This is a genomic window from Chryseobacterium sp. RU33C, from assembly GCF_900156015.1.
GTDB classification, from domain to species: domain Bacteria; phylum Bacteroidota; class Bacteroidia; order Flavobacteriales; family Weeksellaceae; genus Chryseobacterium; species Chryseobacterium candidae.
In genome coordinates this window covers 62,896-89,109 of sequence record NZ_FTMT01000006.1, presented here as the reverse complement: position 1 = coordinate 89,109, position 26,214 = coordinate 62,896, and the positions used below count along the sequence as shown (strand labels likewise).

Genomic DNA, 26,214 nt, shown 5'->3' with positions numbered 1-26,214 from the left:
TTTTTTATAGAATTAACATTGCGTCACCATAAGAATAGAATTTATACTTTTCTTTTACGGCTTCTTCATAAGCGTGCATTACGAAATCTCTTCCGGCAAATGCAGCAATCATCATGATCAGAGTAGACTTCGGTGTGTGGAAGTTCGTGATCATTGAGTTAGCAACTCCAAAATCGTGAGGAGGATAAATGAATTTGTTTGTCCATCCGTTGAAAGCAGAGATTTTTTTGTTTGAAGAAACAGAAGTTTCCAATGCTCTCATGGTAGTAGTTCCTACTGCACATACTCTTCTGTGAGATTCTACTGCCTTGTTGATGATAAGAGCATTTTTCTCATCAATGATGATCTCTTCAGATTCCATTTTGTGCTTAGAAAGATCTTCTACCTCAATTGGGTTGAATGTTCCCAATCCTACGTGAAGGGTAACTTCAGCAAAATTGATTCCTTTGATCTCCAATCTCTTCATCAGGTGCTTGGAGAAGTGAAGACCCGCTGTAGGGGCAGCTACTGCTCCTTCTACTTTTGCATAAATTGTCTGATATCTTTCTGCATCTTCCGGTTCTACAGCTCTTTTGATATATTTTGGAAGCGGAGTTTCTCCTAATTCCTTAAGTTTCGTTCTGAATTCGTCGTAAGAACCGTCGAATAAGAACCTTAATGTTCTTCCTCTTGAAGTTGTGTTATCAATAACCTCCGCTACCAAAGACTCATCTTCTGTGAAGAATAATTTGTTACCAATTCTGATTTTTCTTGCCGGATCTACCAAAACGTCCCAAACTCTGGTTTCTTTATCAAGCTCTCTTAATAAGAAAACTTCAATTTTAGCACCTGTTTTTTCTTTATTTCCGTAAAGACGTGCAGGGAAAACTTTTGTATTGTTGAAGATAAACAAATCCTCTTCATCAAAATAATCCACAACATCCTTGAATAATTTGTGCTCGATAGTTTGTGTTTTTCTGTCAAGTACCATTAATCTCGCTTCGTCTCTGTGCTCTGATGGGTGTTCTGCTAATAATTCCGCAGGAAGATCAAAATTAAAATCTGATGTTTTCATTTTTTAAATTACGGTTTAAAAATTATTGAAATTACAAGGTGTAATTTTCGGAGTGCAAATATACGACATTGAACACCCCTTTGTCAAGTTTTATTTACAATCAAATATAAAACCATGATTTTACGGGGATTTTCAAGGTATAAAAAGAGTATTTTTGGAAAAATTAAAATTCAATATGGAACCTGTAAGTACAATATATTTCATTGATAATCCGTAACCTGATGATCACAAAATTGAAAACTTCAGCTGGAGCGGACGGACTGATGAATATGGATTTATCTGGTTTGATTTTCATTTAAAAACTGAAAATTATTATGTCAATGATGATGAAAAGAGTGAGGAAAAAGGTAAAAATGTGCCTGCCCGGAACTCAGGATTTGCAGATCTGAATCCTAAAAGTAACAAAAGAGACTATAAACTCGACAAACTAAAGTAATAACACTAAAAAAAATATCATTATGAGTAAATATTCGATTGAAGCATTCATCAACGAAACAAAAGAAAATCCGCAGCAAAGAGATTATTTTGAGCTGGAAACGAAACATCTTCTGGAAATCAACCTTAACAATCAGGCAGTATGGACGAAAAGAGGAAGCATGGTAAGCTATGTGGGAAATATTAATTTTGAAAGACAGGGAATGCTGTCCGGAGGAATTGGAAACCTCTTAAAGAAAGCTATAAGCGGTGAAGGAGCCAGGCTGATGAAAGCAGAAGGAACCGGAAAACTGTATGTAGCCGATTCCGGGAAGAAAGTCCGTATTTTATATCTGAATAATGAATCTGTTTGCGTAAACGGAAATGATATTCTTGCCCACGAACAAAGCGTAAAAAGTGATATCACCATGCTGAAAAGTATTGCAGGAATGATGTCCGGAGGGCTTTTTCAGGCGAAACTTTCAGGAACAGGGCACATCGCTATTACCACTCACGGAGATCCTTTAACTTTACTTGTAACTCCTGATACACCTGTATTTACAGACCCGAATGCTACTGTTGCATGGTCCGGAAACCTCAGCCCGGAACTGAAAACCAATGTTTCTTTCAAAAGCCTTATCGGCAGAGGAAGCGGCGAAGAGTTTCAAATGAAGTTTTCAGGACATGGATGGGTACTGATTCAGCCTTATGAAGAAGTATACTACATGGAAAAATAAAACCAACAAAACCTAGAAGTGATTTAGAATTTTCGTAATAATTAAGATTTGCAGCCCATGAATACCCTTATAAAGCTATTTTTTGTGATCATCATACTACCTAACGTTATGATTGCTCAAATGTCAAAGAAAAATTACGACTATTCTATAGATCTTCTTCATATGTCCAATGATGAAGTCCGGGTATCTTTTTCACCTCCAAAGAATAATCTTAAACAGGGCAGATTTATCATTCCCAAACTGGTACCCGGATTTTATCAGGCTATGAATTTCGGACAATATATTTCCGATTTCACAGCCACTGATAAAAACGGTAAAAAAGTCTTAACGGAACGCCTGGACAAAAACAGTTGGATGGTACATGATCTCAGCCGGGTAAAGAAAATATCTTATCAGGTAGCTGATGGATGGGACTCCCTGGAAAAAGAATCTCATGAAGCCCGATCTGCAGGAAGTATGTTTATAAAAGACAGCGTTTTTGTCATCAATTATAATTCTTTAGTAGGATATTTTGAAGAAATGAAAGATATTCCTTATCACATTAAGATTACAAAGAACAAGGATTTTTATGCTTCCTCCGCCCTGGATTACAAACAGATAGATAAAATTACAGATATGGTATGGGCAAAGGATTACCGCGAACTGGTAGATTCTCCTGTCTTATATTCCGTTCCTGATACTACCTGGCTCAAAATAGGCCATACCAAAGTACTTGTATCATTCTACAACAAAAAGGAAAGACATTACTCCAAAACGATTGCTCACGAAATTGAAAACATTCTGAAAAATCAGCAGGCTTATCTTGGCGGAACATTACCGGTCAGCAAATATGCATTTCTGATTTATTATGAATCTTCCAATGAAAATGGATATCTGGGAGATGGCCTGGAACATTCCCACTCTACAGTCTGCCTTTACCGTTCCGGAAATATGAAATTTCTTCCACATGCCTTAAACAGGGTTGCTTCTCACGAGTTTTTTCATGTTGTTACCCCGCTCAATATTCATTCAGGGGAAATTCAGCATTATGATTTCCTGAATCCTGTCATGTCTGAACATTTGTGGCTATACGAAGGGATGACTGAGTATGCGACCATTCATATGCCTATCAAACAAAAAATGATCAGCCTGGAAGATTTTGAAAAAAGTCTGGAAGAAAAAATCAAAGGCATGAAAGAATTTGATAACACCCTGTCTTTTACAGAAATGAGTAAAAAATCCATGGAAAGACAGGATCAGTATATGAACTTTTATATGAAAGGAGCATTACTCGGGTTATGTCTGGATATAAGACTAAGAGAACTTTCTAACGGGAAAATGGGAACTCAGGATCTGATGCAGATGCTTATGAAAAAGTATGGAGCAGGTAAATATTTTAACGATGATGAACTTTTTGATGAGATTACCAAAATGACTTATCCCGAAATACATACTTTTTTTAGAGATTTCGTAGAAGGCACTCAACCCATTCCTTTAAAAGAGTATCTGGAAAAAGCAGGATTCAATTATGATGAAACTACCGGAAAGGTAACTTCAGTGTCCCATCCTGATTCAAAACAAATTGCATTAAGGAAGGCCTGGATTAATCAATAAATTTTCATGCAGATAAAAAAAACATAAATAAACAAAATAGTGAAAATTAATAACCTATAATTCAACAACTCCAAAAGCGTTCAACTTTAAAATCCAACAACGTTCAAATTCTTACAAACCGCCTCCCTCAATTCATTCTCCTATTATCCATCACGTTATGGGGATTTACAAAAGTTTTAATATATTTAAGAAAAAAATAGATGAACGATAGTAATTCCCGCAGAAACTTTCTTAAGACAGCTGCTTTAGCAAGCTTTGGGGCATTGGTTTTACCCAATTCCTTATTTGCTTATTCCAATGATTTTAAAACAGATAAAAAAGTCCGCGTAGGTTTTATCGGCGTAGGCCTTCGTGGTCAGGAGCATGTAAAATTACTGGCAAAACGAAATGATGTAGAGATTGTTGCGTTTGCAGATCCGGAGAAAAGGATGCTTGCCGCGTCTCAAAAAATATTAAAAGACAATAATAAACCTGCTGCTCAGGAGTTTTCCAACGGAGAATATGACTATCGGAATCTTTTAAAATTAAAAACAATAGACGCTGTTGTTATTGCTACTCCATGGGAATGGCATCTTACACAAGGTGTGGAAGCCATGCGCGCTAAAAAAATTGTGGGTATGGAAGTTTCCGGAGCGATAAAGCTTCAGGACTGCTGGGAATTTGTAAAGGTATATGAGGAAACGAAAGTTCCCATATTTATGATGGAAAATGTGTGCTACCGAAGAGATATCATGGCCATCCTGAATATGGTCCGTAAAGGAATGTTTGGTGAACTGGTACATGGAAGAGGCGGTTATCAGCATGATCTGAGAGGTGTTCTTTTCAATGACGGAGTTACTCCGTACAATTCCGGTGCTGAATTTGGAGAAAAAGGATTCAGTGAGGCTAAATGGAGAACCGAACATTATGTAAAACGTAACGGAGAACTTTATCCTACGCATGGCTTAGGACCGGTTGCCATGATGATGGATATCAACAGAGGAAACCGTTTAACAAGGCTTTCTTCATTCTCATCAAAATCTGTAGGGCTTCATAAATATATTGTTGAGCATCCAAAAGGCGGAGAAAACCATCCGAGTGCGAAAGTAAAATTCAACCAGGGAGATATTGTAACTACACAGATTGCCTGTGCTAATGGAGAAACCATTCTTCTTACTCATGATACAAGTTTACAGAGACCTTATGATCTTGGTTTCAGAGTTCAGGGAACTGAAGGATTGTGGCAGGATTTCGGATGGGGAGATTTCAACCAGGGACACATCTATTTTGAAAAAACAATGAACCATACCCACCGTTGGGATAATACTGAAAAATGGATGAAAGAATATGATCATCCGATTTGGAAGAAGTTTGAAGCTACCGCTGCAGGAGCCGGACATGGCGGAATGGATTTCTTTGTGATGAATACTTTTATTGAATGTATCAAACGAAATATAGAATTCCCGATGGATGTGTACGATCTTGCTTTATGGTATTCCATTACGCCACTGAGTGAAGAGTCTATTGCCAAAGGCGGTCAGGTTGTTGATATTCCTGATTTCACCAACGGAAAATGGAAAACCCGTAAACCTGTATTTGGAATGACTGATGAGTTCTAAGAAAACATTACTCATATTAGCTGGTGGATTAGGCAGCAGATACAAAGGCCTCAAGCAAGTGGATGGAATACTTGATAACGGTTCGCCGATTCTTGAGTATTCTATCTTTGATGCTCTGGAAGCAGGTTTTCAAAAAATAGTTATTATTGTGAACAAACTGATTCCTGAAAGTTATATTGAAAGACTCAACAGCATTTCAAAAGCTAAAAATTTTGAATTGCTTTGGGTATATCAGGAGAAAGACACTATTCCTATTTCACTGGAAGGCTTTGATTACCCTGATCGGGAGAAGCCATGGGGAACTGCTCATGCCGTACTTTGCGCCAAATATTCAATACAGGAACCTTTTGTGATGATCAATGCGGATGATTTTTATGGAAAAGAAGCCTATCAACTGGCAGCCCATGAAATTAATCATCATCATATTTCAGATACACAATTGGGGATGATTGCTTACCCTGTAGATACAACATTGAGTGATAACGGTGCTGTGGCGAGGGGAATATGTACCCTGGATGCCGGAAATTACCTGGTTAAAGTAGAGGAACAAACGTCTATCCAAAAAATCAATAGTACAATCATTTATGTGGACAACGGAAAAAATATAAAATTAGATCCCGAAACATTGGTATCTATGAACTTTTTTATTTTTCATCCTCATATTTTTTGTTATCTGGAAGCCTATTTCTATGATTTCATTGAATCTGATCCGCTTCCCAATCAGGAATTTTACATTCCTTCCGCAATACAAAAAATGATAGACGAAAACAGAGTAAAAGTAAAAGTGAAAGCCTCTCCATCCCAATGGATGGGAATTACCTATGCTGATGATAAAAAAGAAATTCAAGATTTTCTGATTTCAGAGACTAACAACCACAGATACCCGAAAGATTTATGGAAATAAATGATATTGTTATTGAGTTTATTGGTAAGGATAATTATGAACTCACTCCTATTACTGACGGATTAATCAATACAACTTATCTTCTGGAGAATAAAGATCAGGGGAAAAAGTTTATTCTGCAGAAAATCAACAATCATGTTTTTAAACAGCCGGAGGTTGTCGTTAATAATCATTTATTAATTAATGAAGTTCTGAAGTCCAATAATTATCATTTTCAGATTATTGAGTCTATTCCGTCTCTGGCTAATAAGCTGCTGGTAGAAGATATAAATGGCGAGCCCTGGCGTATGCTTAATTTTATAGAGAACAGCCTTACTTTTCTTACTGCTCCATCTTTACAGACCGCTTTTGATGCTGCTAAAACCTTCAGTTATTTTCTGAACACTGTAAATACTGAAAAACTGCCTGCCATTGAAGATTCTCTTCCCAATTTCCTCAATTTTGAGAAAAGGATTGCAGATTATAAAAACGCACTCAAAGATGCACCAGCTCAATTAAAAGAAAATGCAAAAGCTGAAATAGAAATCACCAACCAGCTTCTGTCTTTGCCTGACCAATGGATCGAAATGGAGAAAACCCATCAGATTCCTAAAAGAATTATTCATGCCGATGTAAAAATCAGTAATATTCTTTTTGATCAGAATCATAAGCCGCTGGCTGTGATTGATCTGGATACCATGATGATTTCTACCATCTTATATGATTTTGGAACAATGATCCAATCTTATACCAATACTACACAGGAAGATGACGGAGCTGCCCAAAACAATTTCAATCCTGAAATGTATAAGGTTGTAAAAGAGGGCTTTTTATTTTATCTAAAAGAAAAACTGACTAAGACAGAATCTGAGAATCTTGATTATGCAGCACAGGTCGCTATTTACATTCAGGAACTTCGTTTTTTGACGGATTACCTTAACGGAAGCACCTACTATTCTATCACACATCCTGAACACAATCTGGACAGAACCAAAAACCAGCTGGAACTGTTGAAAGGATTGAGAGAATACTTGGGAAGTAAATGATTTTTAAATTCTTATCATTTGTACTAAGATTACATATGATATTTAGATTCCTACGGAATGACAAACAGAGCGCTTTATTTATCCGAACATTTTGTCATTCCGGTAAGAATCTAACTTTATCTACTCACTCTCAAACCAAAAACTCCAGAATTCTCTTCCATTCTTCCCGCTTTTTTTCAAAAGAAATGGTATGAAGCGGACTTGTAGAAGGCAATAGAAAAATGGGCAGTTTATACTCTTTACCCAAGAGTTTCAGCAAGTTTTTATAAGATTTTCCGCCATTGCAAAAAATGGCTCTGACATTTGGATATTCTTCAAGCAATTCTTCAATTTGATTAGCTTCTTCGTTTCTGATTTCAGAATCCAGACTTCCTTTTCTCTCGCAGGAATCAATGACATCCCAGAGGGCAATATGGTGTTTCTTTATTGTTGCAATTCTTTGAGAATAATCCTCTGTAAATTCTTCGTTCAGCAATTCAAAAATGATTTTCCAGAATTTGTTTTGTGGATGAGCATAATATTGCTGTTTTTCCAGTGATTTTACTCCGGGAACTGAGCCTAAAATTAAAATTTCAGATTGGATATCAATAAGAGGTGGAAATGAAGAAATACGGTTTTGCATATTCAAATATATTGATTTTATTGCTCACAGATTGGGAAGCTGGAAGAGAGAGGCTGGAAGTCAGATTATTCATTATAAAAAAAACGGGCTAAAGCCCGTTTCTATTGATCATAAATTGTTGTTTATCTTATAAAGTTTCCTTCAGCCAGTCGAAGAATTCTCGCTGCCATACCAATCCGTTTTGTGGATGAAGTACCCAGTGATTTTCGTTCGGGAAGTACACCAGTTTAGATTTTAATCCTCTTAATTTTGCAGCCTGGAAAGCTTCCTGCCCCTGCTCATAAGGAACACGGAAATCAATTCCACCCTGAACAATCATGATGGGTTTGTTCCATTTTTCTACAAAATTGCTTGGGTTGAATTCTGTGTATGCTTTTGGAAGAGGCTTTTCCCATGGAGAACCAATATCCCAGTTGGCAAACCAAAGTTCTTCAGTAGTCAGATACCATGATTTCATATCAAATAAACCATCATGAGCGATGAACGTTTTGAATCTGTTCTCATGGATTCCTGCCAGCATAAATACGCTGTATCCTCCGTAACTTGCTCCTACAGCAGCTACTCTGTCTCCATCTACGTATGGTAAAGTTTTCGCAAAGTCTGTGGCTGCCAGATAATCCCTCATTGGCTGTCCGCCCCAGTCTCTTGAAATTTCTTCATTCCATTTTGTTCCCCAGCCCGGCATACCTCTTCTGTTCGGAGCTACTACGATATAACCGTTGGCAGCCATCAAAGCAAAGTTCCACCTTGTGCTGAAATACTGTGTCAATGCAGACTGCGGACCGCCCTGGCAGTATACCAAAGTAGGATATTTTTTGTTCGGATCAAAGTTCGGTGGATAATGGAACCAGACTCCCATTTCTTTACCGTCTGAAGTTTTCACCATTTTAAGTTCAGATTTCCCTTGAGCCAGCTTAGCATAAGTTTCTTTGTTGGCTTCAGTAACCTGCTTCATTTCTCCGTTTTTAACGTTTACAGAGAATAATTCTGTGGCATGGTTTACGTCTGTTCTTCCTACTAAAAGTGTAGTTTTATTGTCTGTAAAGATTTCATTTACGTCAAAATCTCCTTTGGTGATCTGCTGTACTTTTGCTGATTTTGAATCCAGGGCAAAAAGCTGTTTTGTCCCTCTGAATGCCGCTGTGAAGTAGATTGTTTTTGAATCTGCTCCCCAAAACACATCTCCTGAAACGCTTTCATCCCAGCCTGAAGTAAGATTAGTCGTCTTTCCTGACTTCCAGTCCAGAATTTTCACATCATTTTTATCTGCTTCATATCCATCTCTGGCCATGCTCTGCCAGATTAAAGATTTTCCGTCCGGGCTGAATTTTGGGTTTACATCATATCCTTTGTTTGATTCTGTAAGGTTTTTGGTAGTACCTGATGCCAGATCATAAGCAAAGATATCGGTATTGGTACTGGTAGCGTACTCTTTGCCACTTTTAGGTTTTGTAACATATAAAAGCTGTGCAGAATCCGGGCTCCAGATAAAATCTTCAGCTCCACCGAAAGGTCTTTGCGGGGAATCCCAGGTTTTACCTTCCAGAAGATCTTTAGCAACTTCTACTTTATCCGAAGTACTCACTACAAATACGTGGTTGTATCTTCCTTCATTGAAATAATCCCAGTGTCTGTGGTTCAGGTCCGTATAAACCTGAGCCGTAGTTTTAGGCGTATCACTGAATTTATCTTTCCCCATTACTTTCTCTACCAGCACCTGCTTGCTGAAGGCAATTTTCTTCCCATCCGGAGAAATGACAATATTATCAGCTTCCCCGATAGTATAAAATTCTGTCCAGGTTTTTCCGGCATCTTTAGAAAGATAGATTTTATCACCTTCCTGAGCATAAATTCCGTTTTTATCCCACTGAATAAGTGCTTTTTTACCGAAATCGATTTTAGAAGACTTATGATTAAGAACATTCAGAAAATAGTTCTCGTTTTTTGTTTTCTCTGTTTTCAGATCAACCTGTCCTACTTTATAGATAAGAGAAGCCTGATCCGGTGAAACTGCCTGTACTCCCACTTTTTTCAAAGTCCAAAGAATTTCAGGCGTCATTACTTGTTGTGCATTCATTAAAAGCGGAGCTGCCAAAGCCAGCAGACTGTACTTAAGTTTCATATGTTGATATTCATTTTTAACGGATCTGTGAAATCATAGTAGTTTCACGAAATCCTTTTATTACATTCAAAGATTGCCAAAGTTAATATTTAAAATAAAAACGCACGAAAGAATTAACATTTAAGTTTAGATTTTTATTCTATATTCTTAAAAATAAATGTATAGTTAAGAAATATAAACAAGTACAGATGCCAAAGCAACTCCTATTTATATCTGGCAACCCATTCCAGCTTAAATTGCTGTTTTATACAAATTGTTAAATATTTATATTTGAAAGGAAAAATAAACCGGAAAACTATAAAAACACTATGAATAACCGAAATTTAAAACAAATCCTGATCACTTTACTCGTCATTATCACTTCAAATCCGGTGCTTGCTCAGAAAAGTGAATTTTTGGATACACAGGTAGATAGCCTGACTTTCGTTACTACCAGGAAATTTTTAAACAGCTTAAATACAGATAATTTTCAGAAAAAGGTTTTCATCAAGAATGATATACAAATTCCCTACAGAATCCTGACTCCGAAGGATAATGACAAAAATCAAAAGTTTCCATTAGTCATTACTTTTCATAATTCCACAAGAATTGGAAACGATAATGAAAGCCAGCTTGAACCTTTGGCTAAGATATGGCTGAGAGAGGAAATATATGACAGGTACCAATGCTATGTGATAGCCCCACAATTCAGCACGCGTTCTTCAGTTTATGACAACAACACGGATAATGATCTGGTCTCAAAACCATCAAATGATGTCTTTGCCCTATGGGATCTGATAAAAAATGTAGAAAAAGAATACCGGAATATTGATAAAAACAGAATTTATCTGGTGGGATATTCTATGGGAGCTTCTACAGCACAAAATCTTATGAGCATAGAGCCTGACAAATTTGCTGCTATTGTTTCCATTGCAGCGGTTCCTGATTTTTCAAATCTGAAACAACTGGATAAAAAAATATCTGGCTCATTCACGGTGAAAAAGACAATGAAAATCCCTATTCGGGAAGTATCAAATTGTTTAAAAAATTAGTTTCAAACAAAAATCTGACTTTTACAACATACGGTAACCTTAATCATAATACGATTACCATCCCGTTTTTAACAACTGAAGATATTCCCAAGTGGCTGTTTGAAAAGAGAAAATAAAAACAAGTAACGGCATTCGGTTTCTATCTACAAAAAAGCCTGCTGAAAATAGCAGGCTTTATATTTTATATTGGATTTATTTCTGATCGTTATTCTCCATCTGAGAACATGGAGTTTGCCAGAGAGGTTACAATTGACAATAATATACTGAAGATAAATGCCCACCAGAATCCATCTACTACCATGCTGTCTATGAAATAATCTGCAATAAGAACAATTGCAGCATTAATTACCAAAGCAAAGAATCCTAAGGTAAGAATGGTCAACGGAAGGCCAAACAGGCTTAAAACAGGCTTTACAAATATGTTAAGAACCCCAAGTACAATAGCAAAGATGATCGCTGAAGAAAATCCTTCAAACTGTACTCCCGGTAAAATTTTAGTTAAAAGGTAAGCGACAATCGCTGTGATAAATAGTCGGATAATTAAGTTCATTGTGATATTTTTTAATGTTTATGGGATTTGTGGAGCAAAAGCCATTCCATTTCGGAAAAAAGAATTCTCTGAAACCCTTTATTGAAGGAATATTCTGTCTTTTTTTTCTTAAATTCTTATTTTATTTTCATCATGGTGACTAATGAGGTGGCCACATGACTTTCTGAATCAGAACCTTCGGTCTGAACATAAATTTCTGTTCTCACTACAACAATTTTTCCTCCACCTTTGATAACATAAGATTTTGAAACCAATGCATCTCCCATGGCAGGGCGAAGGTAATTCACTTTCAGCTCAACGGTCACTACATAACAGTCTTCCGGATAATGGCTCACAGCGGCATATCCAGAGGAAAAATCTACCAAAGAGGCGATCATTGCGCCGTTGAACATTCCTGCTTTTCTGGTCATCATTTCCATTTTAGGGATCTTCATGGAGATAAAATCAGTTTCTGCTTCCAGCAGTTCTGCCTGATAGAATTTCAGGGTTTCTGAACGGCCAAAGCTGTCTGTAATGAGTTTTCTTTTCTCTGGAGTCATTATTTTTTGAATTTGCATGTAAATTTAAAGATTGATTTAAAGAGTAAAGAATTTAAAGCGTAAAAAATTTCTAAGGGCATGAACTTTTGAGCAGGCAAACTCATTATTTTTGCTTTATCAAAATTCCGGTTCAAAGAGTTAGCTTTGTAATAAAGGAATACTTCTATGGATATCAAAAAAGCACTTCTGTTTTTAAGTTTTCTGGCTGGCTGTATTTTTCATGCGCAAACGCTGCATTTGTATGGCGGTGCAGATCATGATCAATATTTGGGATGCCTAAACTGTGATAATTTTGATAAAAATTCGATCTGGAACAAGTTTAGCGATTACGGAAATACCTTCGGTTCAAAATCTATCTGGAATACCTATGGAAACTACGGTAGTACATATGGTGCATATTCTCCATGGAATGCTTACGCTTCTTATCCTCCGGCGATTGTTGATCAGGATGGAAATTTCTTCGGATTTCTTACTTTGAATCCTTATCAACCTGAAAGGTCTGAGCTGGAGCTGGCAGTCATTTTATGCAGGCATCATGATGAGATTAGGAGTGATGTTGATGGCTGGTACAGGAGATTGTTCCGGTAAACCACTCTTTCAGAGAAAGTATAAAACTGCAACCCGCGGAATGACAAATACAGCACTTAGTCTATCCCTACAGCTTGTCATTCCCAATAGAACTAGCGTATACAAAGATTTACCAAGTTTGACCGGCAGTCAAAAGGTCACGGGTTCGAATCCCGTATTCTCCACTTAATCATTCTCGTTAACTGTTTTTCCGAATGGAATTGTCGATTTGAAATTGATCAACTAAGCTGTACCTGAAAATCATCATTTAAAGTGAGAACACCTTCTGTGATAGCTTCCGGATGGATAGAAAAACCTTTTAGTTTTGAGGTTTTTCCTTTTAATACGAGATCCAGGAGCTGTTTATCTGATAATTTTTTACCGAAAATTTCAAAGGTGATTTTAAAGCCGCAGTTTTTGAAATCAGAGCAGCCTACCGCTGTTTTTCCTTTGATCAGATTGTGTCCTTTACATTTAGGACATTTTGTTTCTTCCCAGGACTGAAGTTCTTTTTTCTGGGCAGGTTCTCTTTTTTTCTTTTCCTTCACTTCTTCTTTTTCTTCTTCCTGAAGGGTAATCACTTTTCCTTTTCCGTACACCACTTTTTCAGTCAGTTCTGTAACCATCTGAATCAGTTCTTCTTTGAAAAGATTGGCTTCATACTCTCCTTTTTCAATTTTACGAAGTTTAGATTCCCATTCTCCGGTGAGTTCCGGGCTTTTTAACAGCTCGTCTTCGATGGTATCGATCAGCTGTATTCCGGTTTGGGTAGCGATGAGATTTTTCCTTTTTTTCTCGATGTATTTTCTTTTGAAAAGGGTCTCGATGATGTTCGCACGGGTAGATGGTCTTCCGATTCCGTTGTTTTTCAACATTTCACGAAGCTCTTCATCTTCAACCTGCTTTCCGGCTGTTTCCATGGCTCTCAGCAAGGTTGCTTCTGTATAAGGTTTTGGAGGTGTGGTTTTTCCCTGGTGAATCATCGGATCGTGTGGTCCGGTTTCTCCTACAATAAATTCAGGAATCGTCTGTTCCTCCTCTTTTTCTTTTTCCTTATCGGTAGCTTCTTCTTTGGGTTCTTTGGCATAAACGGCTCTCCATCCTGCTTCAAGAACCTGTCTTCCGCTTGTTTTGAAAGGAATGGTTCCTACTTTTCCTTCTACAAGGGTATTGGAAATTTTACATTCCGGATAAAATACAGCAATAAAACGTTTGGCAATCAGATCATAAATCAGTTTTTCTTCCCTGCTCAGATTCTGTGAAGGTGGAATTTCCGTAGGAATGATCGCATGGTGATCGGTTACTTTTGTATCGTCGAAAACCGCTTTCGATTTCGGAATCGGAGCTTCCAGCAACGGAGCAATCAGATCCTGATAAGGATACATTTTCTGAAGAATTCCTGCAATTTTCGGATATAAACTATCGGATAAGTAGGTGGTATCAACACGCGGATAGGTTACGTGTTTCTTTTCATAAAGACTTTGCACATAATTCAGCGTATTTTCTGCTGAGTATCCATATTTTTTATTGGCTTCCACCTGGAGACCGGTAAGGTCAAAAAGTCGTGGATTTTTTTCTTTTCCTTCTTTAATTTCGAAAGAAACAATTTCAAATGGATTGACTTTAAGATATTCCAGCCCTTTCTCTGCCCGTTCCAATGTTTTTAAACGATCGATCGCTGCATTGAAAATGACATCACGGTATTTGGTCTTCAGCTCCCAGTATTCTTCTGTGGTAAAAGCATCAATTTCTTTCTGACGCTGAACCAGCATGGCCAGTGTGGGAGTCTGCACTCTTCCAATGGAAAGAACCGCTTTATTTCCCCCGAATTTCTTGGTAAAAAGCCTGGTAGCATTAATTCCTAATAACCAGTCTCCTATCGCTCTGGCATTTCCGGCCAGATATAGATTTTTATAATCTTCGGCAGGTTTTAAACTTGCAAATCCTTCTTTAATAGCATCTTCCGTCAATGAAGAAATCCATAAACGCTGGATAGGTTTGTTGCATTTTGCCTTCTGCAATACCCAACGCTGAATGAGTTCTCCCTCCTGCCCGGCATCCCCGCAGTTGATGACCTCATCACATTCTTCCACCAATCTTTCAATCACTTTAAACTGATTTTCCACTCCTTTATTCGGGATCAGCTTGATTCCGAAGCTGCTGGGAATAATCGGCAGTGAAAAGAGATTCCAGGATTTGAACTGCGGACCGTAGTCGTGAGGTTCTTTCAGGGTGCAGAGGTGTCCGAAAGTCCATGTTACACAATAGCCGTTTCCTTCCATATAGCCTTGTTTAGGCGTGGTAGCGCCCAATACTTTGGCGATATCTCTGGCAACACTGGGTTTCTCGGCAATACATAATTTCATGAACTCGGGTTTATTGAAGGAGTGCAAAAATCGGGATTTTTTTTGGATTTTGCTAATTTAGCTCTAAGTATTGAAACTCTGCCCTATACCCATTAATCTCACTCTTTCCAGCCATTCATAAATCATAGAAGAGTTATATTTCAAATCTCCATTCTCATCTTTTTCTTTTTCTAAAGCAATTGCCATCAATGCAAACTCATTTTCTAAAGAGGTAGAAAAAATTCCTTGGTCATCAGTATTTATAGATACTGAAAGTTGCGGACAATTCTTTATCTTTTCGTGATCTAGCTCTAGTCCTAAATTAAAAAATTTAGTAATTGGATGTTTTGCGTATCTTCTAAAAGTTCCGATAAGATAGTTTGATGTAGGGTTAGTTTCAATGGCAATATTTTTATTCTTAAGTTCATGCATCATTTTAAACTGAACAGCTTCTACCAATTCCATATAAGCATGAGATATTTCAAATTGCTTAATCAGAGCGCCAGCTTTTTTAATTTTCACATTAAAATGATACTGTTGATAAAGACATTTTATATCTATATTGTTTCGGATATTTTTATTTTTAGGATAATCTTCATTGATTCGGCATCTTTCCCAATAAGTCAAATTAGGTTTTATATAAATATCATCATTTAAATCTGATAAATATAAATAAGGATCATCACCTCGAAGTTTCCAGGCATCGAAATAGGTAGTATGACGAATGTACTTTTGTTCTAGCAAGCTTCCTTTATCAAAATTAGCTGTGTATAATTCATAAAATAAATTCTCATACAGCTTCTCAAGCCGATTCACTTCATTTCGATGTATTCCAATTCCAAATTTTCTAATTTTGGCTAATAACCAAACAATATTATCCAAAACCATTTGTTTTGGCAGCATTAATTTAAACTGCTTGAAAGCATAATATTCTTTAACATCAATTCCTAATGCTAATGCATGCCCAATTCTATCACCTTGTGTAAGATTTAAAAATCTGATGCTTTCGTCTATGGCGCGCAAACCATCTACCAAATCATAAAAGTCTTCTCCTGCATGATAAGTTGCATATATTTTAGGTTCTTCCAGTTTATCTTTTAAATGGTTAAAATACCCTTTTATTTTGTGATTCTTTAAATAGCGAAACCCTTGTGCAAAAACTTCCGGACTTGCATTGAATTCACTAGATGCAGCATCTATCCCTCTGATCAAATCTGAAATTTCAGAATACCCTTCTCTTAGCTGGCTTATGGCTATTGATTGATTCTTTATTTCTATCCTTAAATCATGATGTCTGCACAATACTTCTTCTGATAAATCAGAGTATTTTCTACTATCTCTTTTTTTAATATAATGTATGGTGTAAAATATATTATGCTTTTTTAAATCAAATGTATTATCATCAGATAATGAACGGTTTAATTGTTTTGATAATATTGCTTGCCTATCTAAGGCTTTGTTATATCTTTCTAAGCTTGATTTTAATTTTAACACATTATCTTTTGGAGCAACTCTTAATTCAAAAGATTTGATTTGACTATGCGATTTAGTATCATGCACAGCCAAATTCATAAATGCAGTATGATAAATAGAATCATCAGGTAGAAAAAATTCTTTTCTATCCTGATACATTGAGAAATTACCAAAACCAACTTTATCATTTACCTGAATAAGCTCTGCTCTAAACTGCGCTTTAATTAACAAATAGGTATGGAATAAATAAATAGATGATTGAAATTTTTTATCGCCTGAATAAATTAGCGTAAAGCAATCATATAATAGTTTTCGTTCTCCATAAAACACATAAGATTTCTCAAGATTTTGAATATGAATGTTTTTAGGAATGGTGTAATCTATTATTTCTACATTACCCTTATATTCAAATTGATGTCCCAAATCATATCTTAACACTTCAATATTTTTTGAAAGCTCATGCATATTCATCAACAGATCAAAGGATGCTGATGAATTACTTTCTTTAGTTATATCAATAGTAAATTCTTTACTTTCATCTATTTTATTTACTAACCTAAACAACTCATACCTTATATAAGCTGCTTTATAAACAAGTATTTTTAATTCCTTTTTTGAGCTTTGAGATGCATTAGTAGTTTTTGTTAATAGACTTATTTCTTTTTTTAGATCTTCAAATGCCTTTTCAAAAGAGGTTGGATGGTTCATGATATTAATCCAACTTAAATCAAAAACAGGCCCAGAGCCTTTTAGATGAAAATGATTTTCTGCTAATCCTTTTTTTAAAAGCTGATGTAGTCGCTTATTATCCGAAAATGCAGTAGGTCGCCAAGCAAAAAAATCTCTTTGCCTTCTAGACCGATTATCTAAACAAGCATAAAAAGAAGTGGTAAGTATATCTTCTCCAATATAATAAGATAAATCTCTCCACTTTAACAGATGTTCATATATTACAAATGGTTCTAAATCTTGCTCTATTAAAACTTTAGAAGTAAAATGATTTAGAATATGAAAATAGTTCTTATTCTTTTCCTGATGGACATCATGGAACCAATCTGAATCAAGTTTTTGATATACATTTTGAATTTCATCTACGGAATAGCTTGAAAAAGTTCTAAAGCCTTTTTCAATAAAACTATCTACATTAATATATTTTTCCGAATCCTTTTTTGATAAAATAAAATCTGAACAATAATCTGTAAATAATAAACGGATTGATTTACGAAGATTATCCATTTATTTTATTTTTTAGATAGTCAATTAATTCTTTTTTAGTTCTATTAACAATATCTTCTTCTCCACTTTTAATACCATCTTGATATGATGATAACTCATCAACCACTTCATGAAATTCATCAATAGCTTTTATTTCATTGATAATTGTTGATAGTGTTATGATCTTATAATTTGGATTCTTCTTTATTCTTGAATGTAAAAGTTTTAGTTTTTCTTTAATTAAATCTAAATCTTGGTTTTCCATTTCTTCAGGTTCAAAACTGTCATAAAGGTTATTTATAATATCAATCAAATGATCCGTAATTTTTAATTCACCCAATTTATCAATTGATAAGCTATGATTATTATTTATATCGTTAACAACTTTGTAATTTATTTTATTTCTAGATAAAAAAGCTAGTATCAAAGTTTTAACTATAGGATATTCTAGAAAATCATTGATAATTGATTTATTACATTTTATATTTTCTAGACTTTTGACAGAACCATAAACAAATAGTAAACAAATTGTATCAAAATAATTATTAGGAAGTTTTTCTTTAACCTCTAATTTTCTAAACTTATTTAGCTCAAACAAAAAAGCAATGGTAAAGTTAGGATTGAATAATTGGGTTATAAATTTTGACTTTAAAAACCATTTGATGTTTAATTTAACAAAATTATCACTTTTGTCAAACTTAAATATATGATGTAAGACATCAATATTAATCATATTATGAAATATTGAAAAAGGAGATAGAATACCTTTTTTATAAGAACTTACTAAATGATCTTTTTCAAACTCATTTCTATATGTTTTTTTATTATCCCCCAAAATAAACATAAATTGGCTTAAAATAAATTTTTCTTCAGTATTCATTTTTTTTAAATCAATAGTTCCCTTAAATTCAACGAAATCTCTTGATTTTGTACCTTCTTCTTCTGACATTATTTTTGAATCTACATTCACAAATCCATATTTCAACATATTATCTTGCACTGCCTTATCTTTCATATCCCTTATCCTTATAAAATAATAAAGCTTTAAATAGTCTAGAAAAGCAACTTCTTTGTAATTATCAAAGAATAACCTCTTTTCATATGTTAGAAGAGCAAATATTACATCCCCAATAGATATTTTTTCTGGAAGTTTACTTGAAGAGTACCCCTTCAGTTCTTGCACACCAAAAGTTTTATTTAAAATTCGAATAGTTAATAAATTCAAATAAACATTATCAGAATCCTCTATTTCAAGAAAAACTTCATTATAAATTTTTTTATTATTGACTTCTAAAAGCAAGTAATTTTTTAGTAAGTTATAGTTTTTTTCTTCTTGCAAAACATTAAAAAAATTCTGGCTTTCTCTAATTGTATGTGGATAAAAATTGTTGTAATGAAAAGATATTGGTAGATAAACTTCAAAATTCTCAAACAAAACACTAGATAAAACATTAGATAAATCCGATGATTTTATATCAAAAAGTTCTTTTCTATTATCTAATATTTTCAAATCTAAATTTTTTATCTTTTGTACATCGGGCAATATTAATCTTCGTTTAAAAGGTAATAACTTTTCTAAATATTTATTTATTTTATTATCTATCTCGTTAACATTATTCTTTTCCTTATAATAAATTTCGATAGCATCCCTGAGTTGTTCGATTTTACAAGCAATTAATAAAATTATATTTTTTTGTATTAGAAATTGCCTAATATCCTCCAGCATTAAATAAGCTCCTTCAGTATTTAAATCAAAATCATCTATTGCTATGACTAAGTATTCTTTACCTTTTTCAAATTTTTCTAGATAATTTTTAACAAGATCTTTAAATTTATCCTTTAAATTACTACTTGTAGCAAGTTTGCTTAATGCTTCAATAGATTCTTTTTTATAGATATCTTGTCTATCTGAATTGATAATTTGTAAGTTTTTGAAAACTTCTTGAAAATGATTTATTAAATTACGGCGATCTTCATCAAGCAAAACTTTTATTTTTAATGCATCCTGAAATTTTTGAAACATTTTAGCTAAAATAATTTCAAAAAGACTTTCTCCCCCTCTAAAAAGCGAAGGATCAATAATATCAATTGCAGCAAAAGATTTATTTTGAATAAAATCATAATCAATTTTAGAATCATTATCATCTTTTTTAAAAAAATCAGTATGATCAGGTTTTGATTTGTCAATTAATGATTCTCTAAATGAAATCATTGAAGAAGATTTCCCTTTTCCTCGTTCTCCCGTAAATGCAATAATATTATTAAAATCATCATACTGAGATTCTTTTTCAGATTGTTTAATTATTTCGATTACATTCTTAAGAGCATTTTTATAAACATCTTTAAAAATAGAATTTTTAAATTGATTTCCAGTTTCTATTTTTATTTTATATTCTTCATTTAAATGAATTTCCAAAGACGTAGTCAAATCATTAGATTCTCGCTCAGTATCAGTTATATGTTCCATATATTTATAAATTTTCAGTTTAACTGACTAATATAATAAAATTCAATACATAAAAACTACGGTTTTCCATAATACAAAAGTCCCCTTAAAAAAAGTAGGCTCAATCAACAATGTAATGAAACAAGGTTCATTATTTTTTTTTATTTTGAAATGATATTGGCCATTCAGTAGATTTAGAGTAATCTTAAAAATTCATGGGTACTTCCATTAAAAAGATTTCCGTACCTTCTTTAAGGGCTTTGATATTGAGATCATGGATATCCCAGACTCCGAATCCATAGCGTTCTTCAATGGTCTCGCCGCCTATTTCTGCGCTTCCTTTAAGAATGAAAGCATAAATTCCGTTTCCTCTTTTTCTGACCCGATAGAGTGTTTCTGTATTCTTATCAAAAGTTCCCAGATGAAACCACGCATACTGATGGATCTATACACCTTCGTCATCTGCATTAGGAAAAAGAATCTGTTGAAATTTATTGTAACCTTTTGTTTTGTCTAAAGTGATCTGGACATATCTCGATGTAACATTTCTTTTTTTTGGGTAAATCCAGATTTGAAGAAATTTTACAAGCTTATCACTGTTTTTGTTGAATTCGCTGTACATAATTCCAGTTCCTGCGCTCATCACCTGAATATCTCCGCTTCTTATCACTGCTGTATTCCCCATACTATCTTTGTGTTCAAGGTCACCTTCCAAAGGAATACTGATGATTTCCATATTGTCGTGAGGATGTGTTCCGAAACCTCTTCCTGCTTCAATTTTATCGTCATTCAGGACTCTCAGTACTCCGAAATGCATTCTTTAAGGATTATAATAGTTGGCAAAACTGAAAGTGTGCTGGCTCAACAGTCAACCATGGTCTGCCTTTCCTCTTGAGTTGGCTTTTTGGAGGATGGAGTTTTCTTTTATTTTTGATTCTGTATTGTAAAGATGATTGTATCCGATCGGTTCTAAGGGGTTCGATGTCATTTTTCATAGCATCTGACAGAGAAGCTGATGCTACAAACATTCCTGTTCCCAATAATCCTTTCTTTAAAAAATCTTGCCTGTCCATATCAGATTGTTATTTGCTCTTGTCTGACAGGACAAATTTAGAGAGACTGGAAACCCTGCACATTTAACTGGCTGAATAAATGACTTTCCTGCAAAAAAAAAATGCCGGAAACTTTTTGTATCCGGCAGTATGGTTATATTGGATTGTTGTTTTTGGAAAACATACGGGTATGTTTTACTCTTAAACCTGTTTAATTTAAAAGAATAACTTTAGTTAGATTCGCTGTAGTACTGTAAATTTCCAACCTCTTTAATAAGGAGAAGAGCTTTTTGATTAATGTATTATTCTTAACGCTGCCTCCCATGGCTTTTTTTACTGTATTTTACAAATCCAGAATTAAAAAGAATACCCCACTTTTACTCCATAGTTAAAAGCTGGTAATACAATTTTTGAACTTCTGTTTGAATTACCGTCTTTTTTGAAGTTTAAGTTTGGATTTAAATTATTTACAAAACTATATTTTTCTTTAATAGCAGCTGCCAAATCAGTATAAAACTGATCTTCGATGTTTACACCAGAAGTATCTAAGGTAACTTTATTAAAACTCACCCCTGGTCCCGCTATTATAAAATCAACAAACAAATTTTTATAAACAGGAAGCTTATAGCCTACTTCAAAGCCTAAGGTATGAGATATAAGACCAGATTCAAGGTTGTAATTTTTAGAATCATCGGCTGAATTCGGTCTATATACAATAGCAAGTTTGTTATTGTAATTCCGGTATCTGTAATAACTTCCTAAGAAAAATCCGGTGTAATTTTTTACATTTTTCTGTAAATACCATCTATATTCTGGTTGCAGCTCAATACCTTTATAATTAAAATCGTCGGTTTGGATTGCATTTGTATTTAATCCGGAGATTTTAAAAACACCTGATGACATCTTTGCCCCGATAGTTAAGCCTAAAGTCATGTTAGAATTAATAGGTCGCTCATACCCTACCTGAATTTTTCCAAAAGCGAGGGAAAAAGGATTAAACATAACGTTATTCTTCTGAGCATTGATAAGAATGGATAAGAATAATCCACTAAAAATAATTGTTTTTTTCATAAAGATTCTATTATTTAAAAACAAAAAGCCATTGATTTGGCTTTCTGAAATAATTCTAAATTTGTGTTTTATTATATGCAAAAAGTACTTCAAAAATACTGGTTTCTCCAACAATATTTCATTATATTTTCACTTGCATGATAAAATTCATACTATTGAAACCTCTGTTTTTTTACATGGAAAATATCGCATAACCATGTATTGAAATTGTTAATTGGTTATTAAGACAGAAGGCGGGATTTCGGGATTCGAGTTGATAAGTTCGAGCGTAGTTTCAGTACTGAATATCCGATATGGATAACCATACCAATTCCGTTTATTCCTTTACCTATTCCTTCCCATGGGAAAAAGTAAGAATCTTTCCCGGTGTTCCGTTTTCATTTCCAAAATAAAAGTGATACGTTCCCGGATCATCAAAATTTATGATTTTTTTTACCTGTCTTACTCCTAAAACTTTAGTATGAAAATCTAAATTTATTCTAGCATTGTCTGCAACAGGAATAATATGACAGGCCTAATATTCTACCGTTCATTTCTTTTAATTTTGATGCTGAATTACTGTGAACAGAAATCCTGTGCATTTAACTGGTTTAATAAATGCAATACCTGTGTTTCTGTAATCACCTTTACAGGCATTTCACAATTACATAATTCTCATAAATTTCAATATATTTTGACTTTTTCACAACATCTGTTTTAATGAAATTTTGATATAACTGGAACAAAAAGACATAAAAACAATATATTTCACCAAAAAAAATTAAAAATAAAAAACATACAACAACCTGAAAGACAACAATTTAATTCATTAACAATAATTTAATATTCAAAATACCTACTTTTTTAGTAGACTAATAAAAATTATATTCTATATTTGCAAACGTATTCAGGAAATAAAAAAAATGAAGGCAGAATTAAAGAATAATCCAAAAAAGAAATATACCATCAAAAATATGATGAAGGATATCTGTATGCCTGTACATGAAGAACACTGTGGTTGACCTTACTTTTATTTAGATATATTTTCAAAGGCTTTACCACGTGGTAGAGCCTTTTTCTTATTAAATACAACAACATTAAAAACATAAAAATGAATAATTCCAAAAACAAATGGTTGATTCCATTAGCTTTTACAAACATCTATGTGATATGGGGAGTTACTTTTTTAGCTATTTCATTTGGCTTAAAAGGTTTTCCGCCATTCATTCTTTCGGGATTAAGGTTTCTGGTTGCCGGAATTCTAATGATCGGATATCTTCTGTCTAAAGGAGAAAAAGCAAATTCTCTGATCAACTGGAAGAAAAATGCAGTTATCGGGGTTCTTATTCTTACAGGAGGAACCGGACTTGTTGCGTGGGGAGAACAATATGTAACGGCTTCAGAAGCGGCTATCTCTATTGCAACCGGCCCATTCTGGTTTATTGCGATCGACAAAAAGAACTGGAAATATTATTTTTCGGATAAATTTATTCCGATAGGACTGGTGATAGGATTTGTAGGATTAGTACTCTTTTTAAAAGGCAGCATAAATTCTGATATTCATGTAGTTGCTGACGGAAGTCTGCGTATTACTGCGTTTATAGTTTTGGGATTAAGCTCCATTGCCTGGGTACTTGGTGCTCTCTATTCAAAGAAAAATCCTGCTTCCCAATCTACGTTTATGAATATTGCCCAACAGCTTATAGTAGCAGGATTAGCTTCTTTTCTGATTGCTTTTTTCCGAAAGGAATGGACTGATTTTTCAGTTTCTGCCGTTCCGTTATCGGCATGGTTTGGGGTTCTATTTTTAATCTTCTTTGGATCGATAATCGCTTATTTGTCGTACATTTGGCTTCTGTCCGTAAAACCCGCTGCCTTGGTAAGCACCCATACCTACATCAATCCTATTGTAACAGTGATTGCAGGCTGGATTGTTGCGAACCAAAGCATCAATGGAGGTCAGCTGTATGGTTTATTTATTATATTGCTGGGAGTACTTCTAACCAATGTCACCAAGTATTTCAGACTTTCAAAACGGTCCAAGGTCAAAATCAGAAGAGTAAAGAGATTTTTAAACAAAGCAGGCAGACCCTATCAGCCTATTTAAATAGTATATAAAATCAGAATGATAGAAATCAGAAACATATCCAAAACATTTCACCAGAAAAAACAGTCTTTTAAGGCACTGGATAAGGTGAGTCTTACTATCGATAAAGGAGATATTGTAGGAATTATCGGTTTTTCAGGTGCAGGAAAAAGTACGCTGATCCGTACGGTCAATTTATTGGAGAGACCGGATGAAGGACAGATCATTATTAATGGAAAAGATTTCACCAAACTTAGCTCCAAACAACTGGCTGAGGAGCGTAAAAAAATAGGAATGATCTTCCAGCATTTCAATCTTCTTTCTTCAAGAACTGTTTTTGATAATGTAGCGCTTCCATTGGAACTGGATCATACCAGCAAGGACGATATCAACAGAAAAGTAAATGAACTCCTGAAGATTGTAGGACTTGAAGATAAAGCCAACGATTATCCCAAAAGCCTTTCCGGAGGGCAGAAACAAAGAGTAGCTATTGCCAGGGCTTTAGCCAACGACCCTCACCTTTTACTTTGTGATGAAGCCACCAGCGCACTGGATCCTGCTACAACGCAGTCTATCCTGCAGCTTTTAAGGGATATCAATCAGAGACTGGGAATTACCATTCTTTTAATTACTCACGAAATGGAAGTCATCAAAGCGGTCTGCAACCATGTGGCCGTTATCGACAAAGGAAAATTATTAACAAAAGGAACTTTAAGCGAGATTATTTCGGATAAAGAAAACCCGATCATCCGCCAATTCATCAATTCAGACATCATGACCCTGCCACAGGAACTCATCAACAGACTTCAGAAAGAGCCTAAAGAAGGTTTATTTCCGCTGATCGAAATAGAACTTAACGAAAACATCAGTGTTGAAGAAATTCTTTCAACGCTATACAACCAATATAAAATCCCTTATAAATTGTTAAAAGCAGATGTAGAATATTTTGGAAATTCCAATTTCGGTAAACTGCTTTTGCAGCTCCAGGGTGAAGCGGAAGAAAACCAGCAGGCGATCTATTATTTCAACCAAAATAAAATTCAAAATACAGTAAAAGGATATGCTTAGTGATACGGTAATTGCCCTTTTGGCAAAAGGAACCTGGGAAACGGTTTATATGACATTTTTATCCGGATTTTTTGGATTTGTATTGGGACTTCCGGTAGGAATCATGTTATTTTTAACCAGAAAAGGACAGCTGCTGGAAAATGCAGTCTACCATAGGGGACTATCTATTCTGGTTAATATTTTCCGTGCCATTCCCTTCATTATTCTCATTGTATGGATGATTCCTTTCACCAGAATTCTGGCAGGAACTTCTATAGGTGTGAATGCCGCATTAGTTCCGCTAAGTGTGGGAGCAGCACCTTTTATTGCAAGACTGGTGGAGAACAGCCTTATTGAAGTTCCTCACGGTCTTATAGAAACAGCAAGAGCTTTGGGAGCTTCTCCGTTACAGATCATCAGAAAAGTATTGCTGCCTGAGGCACTTCCTTCATTAATCAACAATGCTACTATCACTTTGATTACTCTTGTAGGGTACTCTGCAATGGGTGGTGCTGTAGGCGCAGGAGGACTTGGACAGGTAGGTTACCAATACGGATATATCGGGTATGACATTGTCATTATGAATACCGTTCTGATTCTTCTGGTTCTTTTGGTTTTCATGATCCAGTTTATGGGTGACAGATTATCAAAAAGATTTGATCACAGGTAGTTTTGAGTTTGAGAGTTTGAGAGTTTGAGGGTTTGAGTGTATGAGAGTTCATCCATCTATTACCTCAATAGCAT

The 26,214-nt window shown here is 34.8% G+C and carries 19 protein-coding genes and 1 pseudogene; 10 read left to right on the top strand and 10 right to left on the bottom strand.

What is annotated here, in order from left to right:
* Positions 1-4: 4 nt before the first annotated feature.
* The gene (queA, locus tag BW946_RS07525; RefSeq protein ID WP_076595584.1) at positions 5-1,054 is read right to left on the bottom strand and encodes a tRNA preQ1(34) S-adenosylmethionine ribosyltransferase-isomerase QueA; all 1,050 of its coding nucleotides are present in this window, start codon (positions 1,052-1,054) and stop codon (positions 5-7) included.
* Positions 1,055-1,512: 458 nt separating this feature from the next.
* Here queA and BW946_RS07520 point away from each other — a divergent pair, with 458 nt between their 5' ends.
* The 5 genes from BW946_RS07520 (at position 1,513) to BW946_RS07500 (ending at position 7,325) form a co-directional block, all read left to right on the top strand.
* Positions 1,513-2,205 (top strand): AIM24 family protein, encoded by a 693-nt coding sequence (locus BW946_RS07520; RefSeq protein ID WP_062672057.1) that lies wholly within the window; start codon positions 1,513-1,515, stop codon positions 2,203-2,205.
* 57 nt (positions 2,206-2,262) lie between these two features.
* Complete coding sequence (locus BW946_RS07515; RefSeq protein ID WP_083688805.1) at positions 2,263-3,798, top strand: M61 family metallopeptidase; 1,536 nt, start codon at positions 2,263-2,265, stop codon at positions 3,796-3,798.
* Positions 3,799-3,998: 200 nt separating this feature from the next.
* Positions 3,999-5,396 (top strand): Gfo/Idh/MocA family protein, encoded by a 1,398-nt coding sequence (locus BW946_RS07510; protein WP_076595582.1) that lies wholly within the window; start codon positions 3,999-4,001, stop codon positions 5,394-5,396.
* The gene (locus BW946_RS07505; protein WP_076595581.1) at positions 5,386-6,300 is read left to right on the top strand and encodes a nucleotidyltransferase family protein; all 915 of its coding nucleotides are present in this window, start codon (positions 5,386-5,388) and stop codon (positions 6,298-6,300) included. Before BW946_RS07510 ends, BW946_RS07505 begins: the two co-directional genes overlap by 11 nt.
* On the top strand, positions 6,291-7,325 hold the full coding sequence (locus BW946_RS07500) for a phosphotransferase enzyme family protein (protein ID WP_076595580.1): 1,035 nt from the start codon (positions 6,291-6,293) through the stop codon (positions 7,323-7,325). Before BW946_RS07505 ends, BW946_RS07500 begins: the two co-directional genes overlap by 10 nt.
* 130 nt (positions 7,326-7,455) lie before the next feature.
* Here the strand turns inward: BW946_RS07500 and BW946_RS07495 are convergent, their stop codons facing one another.
* Together BW946_RS07495 and BW946_RS07490 are read right to left on the bottom strand one after the other, a co-directional pair.
* Positions 7,456-7,947 (bottom strand): DNA-deoxyinosine glycosylase, encoded by a 492-nt coding sequence (locus tag BW946_RS07495; protein ID WP_076595579.1) that lies wholly within the window; start codon positions 7,945-7,947, stop codon positions 7,456-7,458.
* Positions 7,948-8,074: 127 nt separating this feature from the next.
* Complete coding sequence (locus BW946_RS07490) at positions 8,075-10,069, bottom strand: S9 family peptidase (RefSeq protein ID WP_076595578.1); 1,995 nt, start codon at positions 10,067-10,069, stop codon at positions 8,075-8,077.
* A 308-nt stretch (positions 10,070-10,377) separates the two neighbouring features.
* Here BW946_RS07490 and BW946_RS07485 point away from each other — a divergent pair, with 308 nt between their 5' ends.
* Positions 10,378-11,100 (top strand): carboxylesterase family protein, encoded by a 723-nt coding sequence (locus BW946_RS07485; protein WP_228402482.1) that lies wholly within the window; start codon positions 10,378-10,380, stop codon positions 11,098-11,100.
* A 205-nt stretch (positions 11,101-11,305) separates the two neighbouring features.
* Here the strand turns inward: BW946_RS07485 and BW946_RS07480 are convergent, their stop codons facing one another.
* Positions 11,306-11,650, bottom strand: a complete 345-nt coding sequence (locus tag BW946_RS07480) for a phage holin family protein (protein ID WP_076595577.1) — start codon at positions 11,648-11,650, stop codon at positions 11,306-11,308.
* 116 nt (positions 11,651-11,766) lie between these two features.
* Complete coding sequence (locus tag BW946_RS07475; RefSeq protein ID WP_076595576.1) at positions 11,767-12,189, bottom strand: PaaI family thioesterase; 423 nt, start codon at positions 12,187-12,189, stop codon at positions 11,767-11,769.
* 165 nt (positions 12,190-12,354) lie between these two features.
* Here BW946_RS07475 and BW946_RS07470 point away from each other — a divergent pair, with 165 nt between their 5' ends.
* Positions 12,355-12,777 carry a hypothetical protein gene (locus BW946_RS07470; protein ID WP_083688804.1) on the top strand — a complete coding sequence of 141 codons (423 nt, stop codon included), beginning with the start codon at positions 12,355-12,357 and terminating at the stop codon, positions 12,775-12,777.
* Between the two features lie 218 nt (positions 12,778-12,995).
* Here the strand turns inward: BW946_RS07470 and BW946_RS07465 are convergent, their stop codons facing one another.
* From BW946_RS07465 to BW946_RS07445, 5 genes and pseudogenes are all read right to left on the bottom strand, one after another.
* Positions 12,996-15,122 carry a type IA DNA topoisomerase gene (locus tag BW946_RS07465; RefSeq protein WP_076595575.1) on the bottom strand — a complete coding sequence of 709 codons (2,127 nt, stop codon included), beginning with the start codon at positions 15,120-15,122 and terminating at the stop codon, positions 12,996-12,998.
* A gap of 63 nt (positions 15,123-15,185) precedes the next feature.
* On the bottom strand, positions 15,186-17,810 hold the full coding sequence (locus BW946_RS07460) for a hypothetical protein (RefSeq protein WP_076595574.1): 2,625 nt from the start codon (positions 17,808-17,810) through the stop codon (positions 15,186-15,188).
* Positions 17,803-20,256, bottom strand: a complete 2,454-nt coding sequence (locus BW946_RS07455; protein ID WP_076595573.1) for a hypothetical protein — start codon at positions 20,254-20,256, stop codon at positions 17,803-17,805. The genes BW946_RS07460 and BW946_RS07455 overlap by 8 nt, the downstream gene beginning before the upstream one ends.
* 184 nt (positions 20,257-20,440) lie before the next feature.
* Positions 20,441-21,103, bottom strand: a pseudogene (locus tag BW946_RS07450) (pirin family protein).
* A 541-nt stretch (positions 21,104-21,644) separates the two neighbouring features.
* Complete coding sequence (locus tag BW946_RS07445) at positions 21,645-22,358, bottom strand: DUF3575 domain-containing protein (RefSeq protein WP_076595572.1); 714 nt, start codon at positions 22,356-22,358, stop codon at positions 21,645-21,647.
* Positions 22,359-23,448: 1,090 nt separating this feature from the next.
* Here BW946_RS07445 and BW946_RS07440 point away from each other — a divergent pair.
* From BW946_RS07440 to metI, 3 genes are read left to right on the top strand one after another with little or no spacing between them, the layout of a single operon-like run.
* Complete coding sequence (locus BW946_RS07440; protein WP_076595571.1) at positions 23,449-24,444, top strand: EamA family transporter; 996 nt, start codon at positions 23,449-23,451, stop codon at positions 24,442-24,444.
* Between the two features lie 18 nt (positions 24,445-24,462).
* Positions 24,463-25,491 (top strand): methionine ABC transporter ATP-binding protein, encoded by a 1,029-nt coding sequence (locus tag BW946_RS07435; protein WP_076595570.1) that lies wholly within the window; start codon positions 24,463-24,465, stop codon positions 25,489-25,491.
* Positions 25,484-26,140, top strand: coding sequence for a methionine ABC transporter permease MetI (metI, locus tag BW946_RS07430; RefSeq protein WP_076595569.1), 657 nt, complete (start codon positions 25,484-25,486; stop codon positions 26,138-26,140). Before BW946_RS07435 ends, metI begins: the two co-directional genes overlap by 8 nt.
* The last annotated feature ends 74 nt before the right edge of the window (positions 26,141-26,214 follow it).

Excerpts from the sequence above, each read along its gene's own strand:
- queA (WP_076595584.1), bottom strand. The coding sequence starts at position 1,054 with ATGAAAACATCAGATTTTAATTTTGATCTTCCTGCGGAATTATTAGCA.
- BW946_RS07520 (WP_062672057.1), top strand. The coding sequence starts at position 1,513 with ATGAGTAAATATTCGATTGAAGCATTCATCAACGAAACAAAAGAAAAT.
- BW946_RS07515 (WP_083688805.1), top strand. The coding sequence starts at position 2,263 with ATGAATACCCTTATAAAGCTATTTTTTGTGATCATCATACTACCTAAC.
- BW946_RS07510 (WP_076595582.1), top strand. The coding sequence starts at position 3,999 with ATGAACGATAGTAATTCCCGCAGAAACTTTCTTAAGACAGCTGCTTTA.
- BW946_RS07505 (WP_076595581.1), top strand. The coding sequence starts at position 5,386 with ATGAGTTCTAAGAAAACATTACTCATATTAGCTGGTGGATTAGGCAGC.
- BW946_RS07500 (WP_076595580.1), top strand. The coding sequence starts at position 6,291 with ATGGAAATAAATGATATTGTTATTGAGTTTATTGGTAAGGATAATTAT.
- BW946_RS07495 (WP_076595579.1), bottom strand. The coding sequence starts at position 7,947 with ATGCAAAACCGTATTTCTTCATTTCCACCTCTTATTGATATCCAATCT.
- BW946_RS07490 (WP_076595578.1), bottom strand. The coding sequence starts at position 10,069 with ATGAAACTTAAGTACAGTCTGCTGGCTTTGGCAGCTCCGCTTTTAATG.
- BW946_RS07485 (WP_228402482.1), top strand. The coding sequence starts at position 10,378 with ATGAATAACCGAAATTTAAAACAAATCCTGATCACTTTACTCGTCATT.
- BW946_RS07480 (WP_076595577.1), bottom strand. The coding sequence starts at position 11,650 with ATGAACTTAATTATCCGACTATTTATCACAGCGATTGTCGCTTACCTT.
- BW946_RS07475 (WP_076595576.1), bottom strand. The coding sequence starts at position 12,189 with ATGACTCCAGAGAAAAGAAAACTCATTACAGACAGCTTTGGCCGTTCA.
- BW946_RS07470 (WP_083688804.1), top strand. The coding sequence starts at position 12,355 with ATGGATATCAAAAAAGCACTTCTGTTTTTAAGTTTTCTGGCTGGCTGT.
- BW946_RS07465 (WP_076595575.1), bottom strand. The coding sequence starts at position 15,122 with ATGAAATTATGTATTGCCGAGAAACCCAGTGTTGCCAGAGATATCGCC.
- BW946_RS07460 (WP_076595574.1), bottom strand. The coding sequence starts at position 17,810 with ATGGATAATCTTCGTAAATCAATCCGTTTATTATTTACAGATTATTGT.
- BW946_RS07455 (WP_076595573.1), bottom strand. The coding sequence starts at position 20,256 with ATGGAACATATAACTGATACTGAGCGAGAATCTAATGATTTGACTACG.
- BW946_RS07445 (WP_076595572.1), bottom strand. The coding sequence starts at position 22,358 with ATGAAAAAAACAATTATTTTTAGTGGATTATTCTTATCCATTCTTATC.
- BW946_RS07440 (WP_076595571.1), top strand. The coding sequence starts at position 23,449 with ATGAATAATTCCAAAAACAAATGGTTGATTCCATTAGCTTTTACAAAC.
- BW946_RS07435 (WP_076595570.1), top strand. The coding sequence starts at position 24,463 with ATGATAGAAATCAGAAACATATCCAAAACATTTCACCAGAAAAAACAG.
- metI (WP_076595569.1), top strand. The coding sequence starts at position 25,484 with ATGCTTAGTGATACGGTAATTGCCCTTTTGGCAAAAGGAACCTGGGAA.